General features: G+C 69.9%; 14 protein-coding genes. 12 read left to right on the top strand and 2 right to left on the bottom strand.

The annotated features are described in order from the left end of the window. Positions 1-91 precede the first annotated feature (91 nt). The 7 genes from ACVN90_RS18340 to ACVN90_RS18310 all read left to right on the top strand — a co-directional run bounded on the left by ACVN90_RS18340 (position 92) and on the right by ACVN90_RS18310 (position 8,005). The gene (locus ACVN90_RS18340) at positions 92-1,423 is read left to right on the top strand and encodes an ABC transporter substrate-binding protein (protein ID WP_475099632.1); all 1,332 of its coding nucleotides are present in this window, start codon (positions 92-94) and stop codon (positions 1,421-1,423) included. Between the two features lie 102 nt (positions 1,424-1,525). Further along, positions 1,526-2,431, top strand: coding sequence for a carbohydrate ABC transporter permease (locus ACVN90_RS18335; protein ID WP_475099631.1), 906 nt, complete (start codon positions 1,526-1,528; stop codon positions 2,429-2,431). An 8-nt stretch (positions 2,432-2,439) separates the two neighbouring features. Further along, positions 2,440-3,402: a carbohydrate ABC transporter permease gene (locus ACVN90_RS18330; protein WP_475099630.1), complete on the top strand. Its 963-nt coding sequence runs from the start codon at positions 2,440-2,442 to the stop codon at positions 3,400-3,402. Between the two features lies 1 nt (position 3,403). Next, on the top strand, positions 3,404-4,708 hold the full coding sequence (locus ACVN90_RS18325) for an arabinan endo-1,5-alpha-L-arabinosidase (protein WP_475099629.1): 1,305 nt from the start codon (positions 3,404-3,406) through the stop codon (positions 4,706-4,708). Continuing rightward, positions 4,705-5,382: a YesL family protein gene (locus tag ACVN90_RS18320; protein ID WP_475099628.1), complete on the top strand. Its 678-nt coding sequence runs from the start codon at positions 4,705-4,707 to the stop codon at positions 5,380-5,382. Before ACVN90_RS18325 ends, ACVN90_RS18320 begins: the two co-directional genes overlap by 4 nt. Before the next feature lie 95 nt (positions 5,383-5,477). Further along, positions 5,478-7,007 carry an arabinosylfuranosidase ArfA gene (gene arfA, locus ACVN90_RS18315; RefSeq protein ID WP_475099627.1) on the top strand — a complete coding sequence of 510 codons (1,530 nt, stop codon included), beginning with the start codon at positions 5,478-5,480 and terminating at the stop codon, positions 7,005-7,007. Further along, positions 7,004-8,005, top strand: a complete 1,002-nt coding sequence (locus tag ACVN90_RS18310; RefSeq protein WP_475099626.1) for an arabinan endo-1,5-alpha-L-arabinosidase — start codon at positions 7,004-7,006, stop codon at positions 8,003-8,005. The genes arfA and ACVN90_RS18310 overlap by 4 nt, the downstream gene beginning before the upstream one ends. Positions 8,006-8,035: 30 nt before the next feature. Here ACVN90_RS18310 and ACVN90_RS18305 read toward each other — a convergent pair whose 3' ends face one another. Then, positions 8,036-9,052 carry a LacI family DNA-binding transcriptional regulator gene (locus ACVN90_RS18305; RefSeq protein WP_475099625.1) on the bottom strand — a complete coding sequence of 339 codons (1,017 nt, stop codon included), beginning with the start codon at positions 9,050-9,052 and terminating at the stop codon, positions 8,036-8,038. Between the two features lie 41 nt (positions 9,053-9,093). Further along, positions 9,094-9,768: a DUF4386 domain-containing protein gene (locus ACVN90_RS18300; protein WP_475099624.1), complete on the bottom strand. Its 675-nt coding sequence runs from the start codon at positions 9,766-9,768 to the stop codon at positions 9,094-9,096. A 99-nt stretch (positions 9,769-9,867) separates the two neighbouring features. Here ACVN90_RS18300 and ACVN90_RS18295 point away from each other — a divergent pair, with 99 nt between their 5' ends. The 5 genes from ACVN90_RS18295 (at position 9,868) to rocD (ending at position 13,831) form a co-directional block, all read left to right on the top strand. Then, positions 9,868-10,302: a hypothetical protein gene (locus ACVN90_RS18295; protein WP_475099623.1), complete on the top strand. Its 435-nt coding sequence runs from the start codon at positions 9,868-9,870 to the stop codon at positions 10,300-10,302. After that, positions 10,302-10,517: a helix-turn-helix transcriptional regulator gene (locus ACVN90_RS18290; RefSeq protein ID WP_475099622.1), complete on the top strand. Its 216-nt coding sequence runs from the start codon at positions 10,302-10,304 to the stop codon at positions 10,515-10,517. The genes ACVN90_RS18295 and ACVN90_RS18290 overlap by 1 nt, the downstream gene beginning before the upstream one ends. A 1-nt stretch (position 10,518) precedes the next feature. Further along, the gene (locus ACVN90_RS18285; RefSeq protein ID WP_475099621.1) at positions 10,519-11,568 is read left to right on the top strand and encodes an NAD(P)-dependent alcohol dehydrogenase; all 1,050 of its coding nucleotides are present in this window, start codon (positions 10,519-10,521) and stop codon (positions 11,566-11,568) included. A 140-nt stretch (positions 11,569-11,708) separates the two neighbouring features. Beyond that, positions 11,709-12,593 carry a dimethylargininase gene (ddaH, locus tag ACVN90_RS18280; RefSeq protein WP_475099620.1) on the top strand — a complete coding sequence of 295 codons (885 nt, stop codon included), beginning with the start codon at positions 11,709-11,711 and terminating at the stop codon, positions 12,591-12,593. A 17-nt stretch (positions 12,594-12,610) separates the two neighbouring features. Beyond that, positions 12,611-13,831, top strand: a complete 1,221-nt coding sequence (gene rocD / locus ACVN90_RS18275; protein ID WP_475099619.1) for an ornithine--oxo-acid transaminase — start codon at positions 12,611-12,613, stop codon at positions 13,829-13,831. Positions 13,832-13,837 lie beyond the last annotated feature (6 nt).

Here is a 13,837-nt window from a genome sequence, read left to right as displayed (position 1 = left end):
TGTAAATCAACGAAGGCACCCCCCCACGGTCAGCGACGATCGATCTCCCGATCCGAGCGCTGACCACCACAGCACTAAGAGAGGAAACGTGATGACGAAGTCACGCAAGTCGGTCGTCGCCGCAGCGGCGATGCTCGCCGCCGGCGGTCTGATCCTGTCCGGCTGCGCCGGCGGCTCGGGCGGAGGCACCGAGCAGCTGACCTTCATGTTCCGCGGGAGCGACGCCGAGAAGGCGGCCTACACGGCGGCGATCGAGCAGTTCGAGAAGGACAACGACGTCGACGTCAAGATCATCATGACGACGGCCGACGAGTACAGCACGAAGCTCAAGGCGGCCATCACCGGCAAGCAGGTGCCCGACGTCTTCTACGTCGACCCGGGCAGCGTGCAGGCGTACGTCAAGACCGGCATCATCAAGGACATCACCGAGTACGTCGAGAGCGACGAAGACCTCGACCTCGACAACGTCTGGCAGTACGGCGTCGACAGCTACCGCTTCGACGGCAAGCTGATGGGCCAGGGCGCGATCTACGCGATGCCCAAGGACGTCGGCCCGTTCTCGTTCGGCTACAACCGCACGATGTTCGAGGCCGCCGGCATCCCGCTCCCCGACAAGGACACCCCCTACACGTGGGATCAGTTCGTCGATGTGGCGAAGCAGCTCACGCTGGACACCAACGGCGACGGCACGCTCGACCAGTGGGGCACCGGACTCAACGTGCAGTGGAACCTGCAGCCGTTCGTGTGGTCGAACGGCGGCGACTGGCTGAACGAGGACCGCACCGAGGTCACCGTCGACAGCCCCGAGTTCGCCGAGGCGCTGCAGTGGTTCGCCGACCTGTCGACCGTCGAGGGCGTCACGCCGTCCACCGCCGACGCGCAGACGCTCGACACCTACCAGCGCTGGATGCAGGGCCAGATCGGCTTCTTCCCCGTCGGCCCGTGGGATGTGCCGGTGTACGAGACGCTCGACTTCGACTGGGACCTGATTCCTTACCCGGTCGGCGCCACCGGTGAGACCGCGACCTGGACGGGCACCCTCGGCATCGCCGTGAGCGAGAGCACGAAGGACCCCGACACCGCCGCGAAGCTCGCCATCTACCTGTCGACCGATCGCACCGCGCAGCAGTCGCTCGTCGACGCCGGCGTGCAGGTCCCGAACCTCATCGACATGGCGAACGAGTGGGTCACCTCCTCGACGCTCCCGCCCGAGAACAAGCAGGAGTTCCTCGACATCGTCCAGGACTACGGCCGCGCGCTCCCGGCGAACACCACGTACTCGGCCGAGTGGTACGACGAGCTGTTCAAGAACATCCAGCCCGTCCTCGACGGCGAGCAGACCGCAGCGGACTACCTGGAGGAAGTCCAGCCGCGCATGCAGGAGATGCTCGACAAGGCCAACGCCGACGCCGGAATCGGCTGACCCGGAACGGATGCCGCGGCCCGCGCCGCGTCGTGATCTCCGGCCGCGCCGGGCCGCGGCATCCGTCCCCCTCCTCCTGCTTCTGAAGAAACGAGGTTCCCCATGTCGACGACGACACCCGTCCGCCGCTCGCGGCTGCACCGCCGCGAACACCGCGCGGCCCTCGCGTTCGTCGCGATCCCGGTCATCGGGTTCCTGGCCTTCACCGGCTACCCGCTGGTGTTCTCGGTGTACGCGTCGTTCACGAAGTGGAACGGCCTGAGCGAGCCCGTGTTCAACGGACTCGACAACTTCGTCGAGATGGCGGCCGACCCGTACTTCTGGCAGGCCATGGGCAACACGATCTACTACATGATCGGCATCCCGATCGGCCTGATCCTGTCGCTCATGCTCGCGCTCGCGCTCAACCGCAAGATGCGCGGCACCACCTTCTTCCGCACGGTCTACTACGTGCCGGTGATCTCGTCGCTCGCCGCCGTCGCGATCCTCTGGCAGTGGGCCTACAACGGCGACTTCGGCCTGGTGAACCAGGTGCTCGCCGTGTTCGGCATCGAGGGCCCCAACTGGCTGCAGAACCCGGACACCGTCAAGCCCGCGATCGTCATCATGGCGGTCTGGAAGGGCCTCGGCTACTCGATGCTGCTGTACCTCGCGGCGCTCCAGTCGGTGCCGCGGCACCTGTACGAGGCAGCCGCGCTCGACGGCGCCGGAGCGTGGGGGCAATTCCGCCACATCACCGTGCCGCTGCTCAGCCCCGTCACGTTCTTCCTCGTCGTCACGAGCATCATCGGCGGCGCGCAGATCTTCATCGAGATCAACATCATGACCCCCACCGGCGGCCCGGAGTTCAGCTCCGCCTCGATCGTCTGGTACATCTGGCAGAAGGCGTTCAATTACCTCCAGATGGGCTACGCGACGGCGATGTCGGTGGTCCTCGGACTCCTCGTCTTCGTCGTGACCGCGATCCAGTTCCGGCTCAACCGCCGCTTCCAGTTCTCGATCGACTGAGGCACATCATGACGCTCACCACTCCCGACACCCTGTCCGCGCTCGACGCGGAGGTCACCGGCAAGCCGACGCGCCGTCTCCCCAAGCGCCGCCTCGGCCGCCCCACCGGCAACACCGCCGGCGTCACGCGCCGCGCGTCGACGTCGCGGCGCCTCGTGAACATCGTGCTCATCGCCGTGCTGGCGATCGGCGGCATCGTGATGATCGCGCCGCTGCTGTGGACCTTCTCGACGTCGCTCAAGACCCGCGAGGCCGTCTTCGCCCTCCCGCCGCAGTGGATCCCCGATCCCGTGATGTGGGAGAACTACGTGCGCGTGTGGTCGGCCGGCCCGCTGCTGTCGGGCATCGTGAACTCGATCATCGTGTCGGCGACGGTCACGATCATCGGCACGGTCACCTCGATGCTCGCCGCCTTCGCGTTCGCGAAGCTGCGACTGCCCGCGAAGAACCTGCTGTTCCTGATGCTGCTGTCGGCGATCATGATCCCGTTCCCGACGATCATGATCCCGCAGTTCAAGCTCTTCGCCGACCTCGGAATGGTCGACACGCTGTGGCCGCTGATCCTCCCCGGCGTCTTCGGCAACATCGTGATGATCTTCTTCATCCGCCAGTACCTCGATTCGGTGCCGGACTCGATCATCGAGGCGGCCAAGATCGACGGCGCGGGCTACCTGCGGATCTTCTTCACGCTGATCTTCCCGGCGATCCGCCCGGCGATCGCGGCGCAGTTCATCCTCTGGTTCATGGCGGTGTGGAACGACTACCTCGCGCCGATCATCTACCTGAACTCGCCTGAGAAGCAGACGCTGCAGCTCGTCATCGCGAGCTTCAACGCGACCTACGCGAGCCAGACCGACTACCCGCTCATCATGGCGGCGTCGTTCATCGCGCTGATCCCGGTGCTCGCCGTGTTCATCATCTTCCAGCGGCAGATCATCGAGTCGGTCGCGCTCACCGGGGCGAAGGGCTGACATGTCGCTTCCCATCGCACCCGCGAACGCCGACCCGACGACCTGGGGCGCGCGCAACGCGCACGACCCCACCGTCGTGCGCGGCGACGACGGCCAGTGGTACATGTTCTCGACGGACGCCGCCGTCGGCGTCGACGACATCCCCGCCGGCGTGCACGTCCGCACGTCGCCCGACCTCGTCGAGTGGACGTTCGTCGGCACCGCCCTCGACGGCGTGCCCGCCCCGGCCCTCGCGCACACCGGTGCCGCCGGCCTCTGGGCGCCCGAGGTCGTGCGCTGGCCGACCGCCGACGGGTCGCCTCGCTGGCACATGTACTACTCGGCCTCGACGTTCGGATCGCGCACCTCCGTCATCGGACTCGCGACGGCCTCCTCGCTCGCCGGACCGTGGACGGATGCCGGACCCGTCGTGTCGACCACGCACGACCTCGACGGGCACAACGCCATCGACGCCGCGGTCGTCTTCGACCGCGCCGGGCGCCCGTGGTTCACCTACGGCTCGTTCTTCGGCGGGATCCACATCCTCCCGCTCGATCCCGCGACGGGCTTCGCGGAGAAGCCCGTGGAGACCGGCACGCTCATCGCCCGCCGTCCGGCGAGCGTCGACGGCGCCGTCGAAGGGGCGTACATCGTGTACCGGCCCGAAGAGGACCGCTACGTGCTGTTCGTCTCATTCGACTCGCTGTTCGACAGCTACAGCGTGCGCGTCGCCGTGGCCGACGAGGTCACCGGGCCCTACCTGGATGTGAACGGCCGCGCCCTCACCGACTCCGCGGACGACGCCCCGGATGCCGTGGGAACGAAGATCCTCGGCGGCCACGCGTTCCCCGGCGGAACGGCCTGGATCGCGCCGGGTCACAACTCCGTGTTCCGCGACGGCGAGCGGCTCTTCGTCGTACACCACGTGCGCCTGGCTGACGACCCGACGCGGCACGAGGCGCAGATCCGCCGGATCCACCTCACCGCGTCCGGCTGGCCGCTGGTCTCGCCGCACCCGTTCGCCGGGTACGAGGCTGAGCGGCTGCCCGAGGCCGAAGGCGTCGACGGCGAGTGGAACGTCGTGCGTCTCGATCCCGCGTGGCGCGGGGTGGCGGCATCCGTTCCCCTCCGCGTGATCGGTGCCGCGCACACCGACGGTCAGACCGTGACGACTCCGCTCATCGTCCGGGCGGAGGGCGGTGACGTCGTGCTCGACGCCGTCGTGTTCGGCGCGTGGGACCCGGTCGCCGCGCGGCCGGTGCTCGCGTTCGCGGGACTCGACGCCGACGGCATCGTCTGGACCGGGTCGAAGGCGGTGACGTCATGATCGCCGAGTACGGCTGGACCGGCCGCGTCATGGCGTGGCTGCGCGTCGTCGCCGGGCTCATCGTCGTGAACCTGCTGTTCCTCGCGGGCACCCTCGTCGGTCTCGTCGTGCTCGGGCTGGCGCCCGCGGCGCTCGCCGCGACCGCGTGCCTCACGCGCCTCCGCGACGGCGAGGGCGACACCGGGCTCGTGCGCGAGTTCGCCGGCGTCTACCGCGCCGAGTTCTGGCGCGCGAACCTCATCGGCCTGCCGTTCGGCGTCGTCGTGGTGCTGCTCGCCGCCGACACCGCCGTGCTCCCCGTACTCGACGGCATCGCCGCCGCAGCCCTCGCCGGGTTCACGTGGGTCGCGGGAGCTGTCGCCGCCCTCATCTTCGCGTGCGCCCTGACGGTCGCGGTGCGCTACGACGAGACCGCCGGCGCGGTGCTCCGCTACGCCGCGGTGCTGCCGTTCACCTCGCCGCTGATGAGCGTCGTGATGCTCGTCAGCCTCGGCGCCGTCGGGGTCGCGCTGGCGCTCCTGCCGATGCTCGTCCCGCTCGTCGGCTTCGCGGTGCCGCTCTTCGTCGCGGGCTGGTTCGTCGACCACCGCCTCGCCGCCCTCGACCCCGACCACCCCCGCGCCGGCGACCGTCGGCCCGACCCCGCACCTATGGCCGAGGCATCCGCCCGCTGACCGGCCACCCGAACACCCCTCGCCTTGCGGCGCACCCTGCGCCGGAATGTCCCTGCCGTGCTGCCCGCAGCCGGCCCGTCCCTGGAGAAGAGAACGTGACCCTCACGACCACCACGACCACCACGACCGCCACGGCCCGTGTCTCGGTCGACCGCGAGGCGGTCGTCGCGCAGATCGACCGCCGCATCTTCGGCTCGTTCGTCGAGCACCTCGGCCGCTGCGTGTACGACGGCATCTACGAGCCCGGCCACCCGACCGCCAACGAGGACGGATTCCGCCTCGACGTCGTCGACCTGGTGCGCGAGCTCGGCTCGACCACGATCCGCTACCCCGGCGGCAACTTCGTGTCGGGCTTCCGCTGGGAGGACAGCGTGGGCCCGCGCGAGGAGCGCCCCGTGCGCCGCGACCTCGCGTGGCACTCGCTCGAGACCAACCAGGTCGGTGTCGACGAGTTCTCGCGCTGGCTCAAGCTCACCGGCTCCGAGCTGATGATGGCCGTCAACCTCGGCACGCGCGGCATCGAGGCGGCCCTCGACCTGCTCGAGTACTGCAACCACCCGTCGGGCACGACGCTCAGCGACCAGCGCATCGCGAACGGCTCGGTCCAGCCGCACGGCATCCGCATGTGGTGCCTCGGCAACGAGATGGACGGCCCCTGGCAGACGGGCTACATGACCGCCGACGACTACGGCAAGCTCGCCGCGCGCACGGCCCAGGCGATGAAGGCCGCCGACCGCGACCTCGAGCTCGTCGTGTGCGGCTCGTCGGGCTCGGCCATGCCGACGTTCGGCGACTGGGAGCGCACCGTGCTCGAGCACGCCTACGACCACGTCGACTTCATCTCGTGCCACGCGTACTACCAGGAGCGCGGCGGCGACCTGGCCTCGTACCTCGCGTCGTCGCTCGACATGCAGTACTTCATCGAGACGGTGGTCTCGACCGCCGACCACGTCGGCAACAAGCTGAAGTCGTCGAAGAAGATCAAGCTCTCGTTCGACGAGTGGAACATCTGGTACCTCGACGAGCACCGCGAGTCCGACGAGGTCAACCACGAGTGGCGGTATGCCCCGCGTCAGCTCGAGGACGTGTACTCGGTGGCGGATGCTGTGGTCCTGGGCAATCTCATGATCACGCTGCTGAAGAACCACGATCGGGTCGCGTCGGCGTCGCTCGCGCAGCTCGTCAACGTCATCGCGCCGATCATGACCGAGCCGGGTGGCGCCGCGTGGCGCCAGACGACGTTCTTCCCGTTCTCGGTGACCTCGCGCCTCGCGCGCGGCGAGGTGCTGAAGCCCCGCATCGACGCCGGCACCTACGAGACCGCCGTGTACGGCGACGCGCCGCTCGTCGACTCGGTCGTCACGACCGACGGAAACGCCGCCGCGGTGTTCCTCGTGAACCGCAGCCAGACCGAGGCCATCGAGGTCACGGTGGACGTCTCGGAGCTGGGTGTCGCCACGGTCGCCGAAGCCCTGACGCTCTGGGACGACGACGTGTACGCCAAGAACACGCTCGCCGACCAGGAGCGCGTGGGCCTCAAGACCCTCGACGGCGTCGTGCTCGACGACGGCACTCTGACCGTGACGCTGCCGCCGGTGTCGTGGTCGGCCATCTCCCTCGCATGACCCCGGTGGGCCGGCGGGCGGCGGCCGCAGCATCCATTCTTCTCGCGATTCTCGCGATCGCGACCGGATGCGCGGGCGCGCCCGCCGTGCCCGCCCCGACGGGCGATACGTTCGTGCACGACCCCGCGTTCGTCGCGGGGGAGGAGGGCGAGCCGTCGTACTTGTACTCCACGGGCAACGGGCAGATCGGCGACGGGAACATCCAGATCCGCCGGTCGGCCGACGGCGCCCGGTGGGAGGACGCCGGCACCGTCTGGGACGAGAAGCCCGCATGGCTCGTCGAGGCCGTGCCCGGCGTCGACAACCTGTGGGCTCCCGAGCTCTACGAGCACGACGGCACGTGGTACCTGTACTACTCGGCCTCGACGTTCGGCAAGAACACCTCCCTCATCGCGCTCGCGACCAACACGACGCTGGACCCCGAAGACCCGGACTACGAGTGGGTCGACCGCGGCGTGGTGATCGAGTCGGCGGGCACCGACTTCAACGCGATCGACCCGGGCATCGTCGAGGACGAGGACGGCGATCCGTGGATGGCGTTCGGCTCGTTCTGGAGCGGCATCCGCATGGTGCCGCTCGAGTGGCCGAGCGGGCTGCGGGCCGATGAGTCCGAACCGCTCCTCATCGCCGATCGGCAGCTGCCGCCCAACGCCATCGAGGCGCCGTACATCCTGCCCCACGACGGGTTCTCCTACCTGTTCGTCTCGAAGGACTTCTGCTGCAAGGGCGTCGACAGCACGTATTCGATCGCGGTCGGCCGGTCGGAATCCGTGACCGGTCCCTACGTCGACGCCGACGGCGTCCCGCTCCTCGAGGACGGCGGCACCCCGCTGCTCGCCGCGGACGGAACCCGCGTGGGCCCGGGCGGCCAGTCGGTCTCGGGCGGGATGCTCGCCTTCCACTTCTACGACGCCGACCTCGACGGGCAGTTCCGTCTCGGACTGCTGCCGCTCACGTGGCGCGACGGCTGGCCGGTCGTGGAGTGGCCTCAGGACTGAGCGGATGCCGCGACCCGCGGCCCGCTCGCGTCAGCGGGCGACGGCGGGTGCGGACTCGCGCTGCACGATCTCGAAGTCGGCGAGGAGCAGACGCGGCGGCACGTCGAGGCCGCCGATGCGCTCGATGAGCGTCGCGACCGCCGTGCGCGCGATCCAGTCACTGCCGGGGTCGACGGTCGTGAGCGACGGGATGGAGTACTGCGCCTCGTCGATGTCGTCGAAGCCGAGCACCGCCACGTCGTCGGGCACGCGCAGCCCCGCCTCCTGCAGGGCGCGCATCGCGCCGAACGCGAGCGTGTCGTTCAGGGCGAACACAGCGTCGAACTCCACGCCGCGCTCGATGATCTCGCGCATCGAACGCGCGCCGTTGGCGCGGTGCCACTCGATCGACGGGCCGATGAGGCGGCCGTCGAACGGGATGCCGCGTGCCTCGAGCGCCTCGCGATACCCCTGCAGACGCAGTGCGGCCGAGCCGAGGAGCTCGCCCTCGTGCGCGCCGACGATCGCGATGCGCCGGCGACCCGAGTCGATGAGGTACTCGGTCGCCGCGCGGGCAGCCTCGATGTTGCGCATCGTGAGGTGGTCGGTGGGACCGTCGAAGATGCGCTCTCCGAGCAGCACGAGCGGGTAGTCGACGTTCAGCTGGGCGACGTCGTCCTGGCTCATCTCAAGCGGGCTGAAGATCAGGCCGTCGCTCATCTTGCGTCGCGGGCTGGTGAGGAGGTCGAGCTCGCGCTGGCGGCCCCCGCTGCCCGTCTGCTCGATCGTGACGACGAGACCGGATGCCTCGGCCGCCGCGATCACGGCGGCGGCGAGCTCTGCGAAGTAGGCGAGTGCGAGATCCGGCACGGCCAGCGCGATCGAGCCGGTGCGGCCGGAACGGAGGCTGCGGGCGGTGAGGTTCGGCGTGTAGCCGAGCTCCGCGATCGCCGCCTCGACGCGTTCCTTGGTCGTGGGGCGGATGTGGGGGTAGTCGTTGATGACGTTCGACACCGTCTTGATCGACACGCCCGCGAGGCGGGCGACGTCGTGCAGCGTGGCGGCCATCGTCACATCCCCCCTCGCCGAGATCTCGACGTGCTCCGAGCCTACAACGTTGTACCGGCGAGGGCCGCCGAGGCGCGGGCGGGAACAGAGGGACGCGCGGGACGGATGCCGCGGACCAGCAGATACCCGACCATCCAGAGTTCGCCGACGGTGGCGGGGATCACGATCAGGTCCGCCGCCACGCCCGCCGTGCCGGGGAGGGCGGCCGAGAGCAACGCGTTCACGACGTAGCCGATGCCGCCGACCACGAGGATCCAGCCGAGGACCTGGGGCATGCGCCCGGTGGAAACGGCGAACCAGCCCATCGGCACGAGCCACAGGCCGAAGAACACGGCGCCGACCGTCCAGAACGCATCAGCGACGAGGAGCAACAGGGGCGCGGCATCCGTTCCCGTCACGATCGCGGGATCGAGCGAGACCCCGAGGGCTGCGGTGAGCATGGCGGCGCTTCCCAGGACGGCGAGGGCGTTGCCCATGCCGAAGGTGGCGACCGCGTAGGCCGCGACGGGCCGGTCCTCGCGGTAGAGGGCGAAGAACCCGACGGCGGCGAGCGACTGTGCGAGCACCACGCCGAGTTCGAGCGCGATGCCGAGCTGCGCAAAGCCGGGCGACTCGCTCGCAAGCGGGCGCACGAGCAGGAAGCCGAGGCCGCCGAGCACGGCGAGGGCGAGGTAGGCGCCGCCGGTCCAGCGGGCGGTGCGGAGGAGAGCGGACATGTCGGATCCCTTCGAGGCGTGTAAAAGATTCTTGACACGCACGGTAGACCCGCCTATCTTCGGTGTCAAGAATCTTTTACACACACCCGGGGAGGGGCCATGGTCTACGAAGAGCGCAACATCTGGGCGAGCCTCATCGTCAGCGTGATCGGCACGATCGTCTACGTCGTGATCGTGCTGCAGCAGGCCGGCGGCGGTCCGCTCACCGACGTGGACTGGGTGCCGATCATGCTGTGGGTCATCGGTGCCAGCATCGTCGGCGCCATCGTGCTGAGCATTGTGTGGGGCATCCTCGCGGGAATGTTCGACCCCGACGGCGTGGGTAAGAGCGACCAGCGCGATCGCGACATCTCGCACATGTCGACGCGCGTCGGCCAGGCCTTCCTCGTCATCGCGGGGCTCGGCGTCCTCATCCTGTGCGCGTTCGAGGTCGACTGGTTCTGGATCGCGAACACCATGTACTTCGGCTTCGCGCTGTCGTCGATCGTCGGCGGCATCGCGAGCGTCATCGCCTACCGCCGAGGGCTCGTCTGATGGTGAAGCCCACCAAGGTCACCAACTCCATCCGCGCCGTACGCGAGGCGGCGGGGATCACGCAGGCCGAGCTCGCGCGTCAGATCGGCGTCACCCGGCAGACCCTCATCGCCATCGAGCAGGGCCGGTACTCGCCGACCCTCGAACTCGCCTTCCAGCTCGCCCGCGCCTTCGGCGTCGGGCTCGACGACCTCTTCGACTACCCGGAGGAATGACATGTCCGAGACGCTCCACGGGCCCGCGGGCCTGCGCACCGACTCGATGCCCGCGTGGACCCAGCATCGCTACGGCGAGAGCGACGTGGTCGCTCTCGAGAACATCGACGTGCCGGCGCCACGCAGGGGCGAGGTGCTCCTGCGCCTGCGCGCGACCGGCCTGAACAACGGGGACGTCCGCGTGATGCGCGGCGAGCCCCTCCTCGTACGGCTCGCGTTCGGCCTGCGCCGCCCGCGCCAGGCTGTCAGAGGGATGGATGCTGCCGCCACCGTCGCCGGACTGGGCGACGGCGTGACCGGGCTCGCGGTCGGCGACGAGGTCGTGGGCGAGCTTCCGGGCGGCGGCGGGCTGGCGAGGTACGCCGTGTGCCCGGCGTCGCGGCTCGTGGCTCGGCCCGCTGCGCTCGACCCCGTGATCGCCGCGAGCCTGCCGGTCGCGGCCGGGACGGCGTGGCAGGCACTGGAGTTCGGAGGAGTCGCCGCGGATGCTGCGGGCACGGGTGCGTCGCCGCAGCGGGTGCTCGTGATCGGGGCGTCCGGCGGGGTGGGCACGTTCACCGTGCAGCTCGCGGCGGGGCGGGGCGCCGAGGTGTGGGCGCTGTGCGGGGAGCGCAACCGCACGCTCGTCGAGGGCCTGGGCGCCACGCGGACGGTCGACTACCGCGCGGTGCAGCCGGGGTCGCCCGAACTCGGAGAGGGGCGGTTCGACGCCGTCATCGACATCGTGGGCACCTCGCCGCTGCGCGTGCTGCAGCGGCTGGTGCGGGACGGCGGACGCGTCGTGCTCGTGTCGGGCGAGGGCGGCCGCGTCCTCGGACCGATCGGGCGGATCGCGGGCGCTGCGGTGCGCTCGATCGGATCGAAGCGGCCGGTGCGTCCGCTCGCCGCGGTCGCCAGGACCGACGTGCTCGCCGAGCTGGTCAAGCTCGCGGCCGACGGACGCCTCCGCCCGGTCATCGAGGCGCGCCACCCGTTCGGCGAGGCCGTCGCGGCGCTCGCACGCGTCGCCGACGGCCACGTGGCGGGCAAGGTGGTGGTTCTCGCGGACTGACGGGGCGCAGCATCCGGTGTCCGCATTCCCAGGCCGCGGACGGCGTCCGTGAGACAATGGACGTGGCGTGCCCGGATCGATGGCTTCCTCAGCTCCGCCGGGCCTCTGGACAGCGTCCGCCGCGCCTCTACAGGAGCATGATGTCCACGCAGAACACCGCGCCCGCCACCGCCCCCGAGGCCGGGCTCGCCTCCGGCCGGATCCAGCAGATCCGCCGCTACCTGATGTGCCGGCCCGAGCACTTCACGGTGAGCTACACCATCAACCCCTGGATGGAGCCGGCGAACCCCACCGACACCGCGCTCGCGGTGCGTCAGTGGCAGGCGCTCTACGACACGTACCTCGCGCTCGGCCACGAGGTGCACCTCATCGACCCGATCGAGGGCCTTCCCGACATGGTCTACACGGCCAACGGCGGGTTCGTCATCGACAACGTCGCGTATGGCGCGAAGTTCCGCTTCCAGGAGCGCGTGCCGGAGGGTCCCGCGTTCATGGACTGGTTCCGCGACAACGGCTTCGAGGTGGCCGAGCCCGTCGAGGTCAACGAGGGCGAGGGGGACTTCCTCCTCGTCGGCGACACGATCCTGGCCGGCACGGGCTTCCGCTCGACCGGCGACAGCCACCGCGAGCTCGGCGACGTGTTCGGCAAGGAGGTGGTGAGCCTGAACCTCGTCGACCCGCGGTTCTACCACCTCGACACCGCCATCTCGGTGCTCGACCCGGTGGAGGGTCCCGGCGGCGTCGAGAAGGCCAACATCGCGTACCTCGAGCACGCGTTCGACGCGCGCAGCCAGGCGATCCTCGCCGAGCGCTACCCCGACGCGATCCGCGTCGCCGACGCCGACGGCGCCGTGTTCGGGCTCAACTCGGCCAGCGACGGCCGCAACGTGATCATCTCGCCGCGCGCGACGGGCTTTGAGGCGCAGCTGCGCGAGCGCGGCTACAACCCGGTGCTCGTCGACCTGTCGGAGCTGCTGCTCGGCGGCGGCGGCATCAAGTGCTGCACGCTCGAGCTGCGACGCTGAGCGGAAGAGGAGACATCATGACCGCCACCTCCCTCGATGCCGCGATGAGCCAGATCATCGCCGCCGAAGAAGAGCACGTCGCCCACAACTACCACCCGCTGCCTGTCGTGATCTCGCGCGGCGAGGGCGCGTGGGTGACGGATGTCGAGGGCAAGCGCTACCTCGACCTGCTCTCGGCCTACTCGGCCCTCAACTTCGGGCACGGGCACCCCGCCATCCTCGCCGCCGCGCAGGAGCAGCTCAATCGCCTCACCCTGACCAGCCGCGCGTACCACAACGACCGACTCGGCCCCTTCGCCGCCGCGCTCGCCGAGCTGTGCGGCAAGGACCTCGTGCTGCCGATGAACACCGGCGCCGAGGCCGTCGAGACCGGCATCAAGGTCGCCCGCGCGTGGGGTTACCGGGTGAAGGGCGTGGCTCCCGACGCCGCGAAGATCATCGTGGCCCACGGCAACTTCCACGGCCGCACCACCACGATCGTCGGCTTCAGCGACGATCGCCAGGCGCGCGACGGCTTCGGGCCGTTCACACCCGGGTTCGTGTCGGTGCCGTTCGGCGACGCCGCGGTCATCGACGCCGCGATCACGGCCGACACCGTCGCCGTGCTCATCGAGCCGATCCAGGGCGAGGCGGGCGTGGTCCTCCCGCCTGACGGCTACCTGAAGAAGGTGCGCGAGATCTGCACCCGTCGCGGCGTGCTGTTCATCGCCGACGAGATCCAGTCCGGTCTCGGCCGCGTGGGTGAGACGTTCGCGTGCGATCGCGAGGGCGTCGTGCCCGACGTCTACCTCCTCGGCAAGGCGCTGGGCGGCGGCATCCTTCCGCTCTCGGCGGTCGTCGCCGACCGCGACGTGCTCGGCGTGATCCGCCCGGGCGAGCACGGCTCGACTTTCGGCGGCAACCCGCTCGCCGCGGCCGTCGGCCTCCGGGTCGTCGAGATGCTGCAGACGGGCGAGTTCCAGAGCCGCGCGAAGCTCCTCGGCGAGCACCTCGAGGCGAAGCTGGAGGAGCTCGTGGGCCACGGGGTGACGGCGGTGCGCGTTGCGGGCCTCTGGGCCGGCGTCGACATCGACCCCGCGGTCGGCACCGGCCGCGAGATCGCCGAACGCCTCATCGCGCGCGGCGTGCTCGTGAAGGACACGCACGGCCAGACCATCCGGATCGCGCCGCCGCTCGTCGTGCGCGCGACCGAGCTGGATTGGGCGGTCGAGCAGCTGCGCTTCGTGCTCGCGGGCTGAGGCGCT

The sequence above is a fragment of the Microbacterium sp. F01 genome (assembly GCF_056156365.1).
This window is presented reverse-complemented; position numbering and strand designations above follow the sequence as displayed.

What these genes read in the sequence shown, in the direction of transcription:
- ACVN90_RS18300 (WP_475099624.1), bottom strand. Translation starts at nt 9,768, where the DNA reads ATGTCCGCTCTCCTCCGCACCGCCCGCTGGACCGGCGGCGCCTACCTC.
- ACVN90_RS18335 (WP_475099631.1), top strand. Translation starts at nt 1,526, where the DNA reads ATGTCGACGACGACACCCGTCCGCCGCTCGCGGCTGCACCGCCGCGAA.
- ACVN90_RS18340 (WP_475099632.1), top strand. Translation starts at nt 92, where the DNA reads ATGACGAAGTCACGCAAGTCGGTCGTCGCCGCAGCGGCGATGCTCGCC.
- ACVN90_RS18330 (WP_475099630.1), top strand. Translation starts at nt 2,440, where the DNA reads ATGACGCTCACCACTCCCGACACCCTGTCCGCGCTCGACGCGGAGGTC.
- ACVN90_RS18310 (WP_475099626.1), top strand. Translation starts at nt 7,004, where the DNA reads ATGACCCCGGTGGGCCGGCGGGCGGCGGCCGCAGCATCCATTCTTCTC.
- ACVN90_RS18305 (WP_475099625.1), bottom strand. Translation starts at nt 9,052, where the DNA reads ATGGCCGCCACGCTGCACGACGTCGCCCGCCTCGCGGGCGTGTCGATC.
- ddaH (WP_475099620.1), top strand. Translation starts at nt 11,709, where the DNA reads ATGTCCACGCAGAACACCGCGCCCGCCACCGCCCCCGAGGCCGGGCTC.
- ACVN90_RS18325 (WP_475099629.1), top strand. Translation starts at nt 3,404, where the DNA reads ATGTCGCTTCCCATCGCACCCGCGAACGCCGACCCGACGACCTGGGGC.
- ACVN90_RS18295 (WP_475099623.1), top strand. Translation starts at nt 9,868, where the DNA reads ATGGTCTACGAAGAGCGCAACATCTGGGCGAGCCTCATCGTCAGCGTG.
- ACVN90_RS18285 (WP_475099621.1), top strand. Translation starts at nt 10,519, where the DNA reads ATGTCCGAGACGCTCCACGGGCCCGCGGGCCTGCGCACCGACTCGATG.
- ACVN90_RS18320 (WP_475099628.1), top strand. Translation starts at nt 4,705, where the DNA reads ATGATCGCCGAGTACGGCTGGACCGGCCGCGTCATGGCGTGGCTGCGC.
- rocD (WP_475099619.1), top strand. Translation starts at nt 12,611, where the DNA reads ATGACCGCCACCTCCCTCGATGCCGCGATGAGCCAGATCATCGCCGCC.
- ACVN90_RS18290 (WP_475099622.1), top strand. Translation starts at nt 10,302, where the DNA reads ATGGTGAAGCCCACCAAGGTCACCAACTCCATCCGCGCCGTACGCGAG.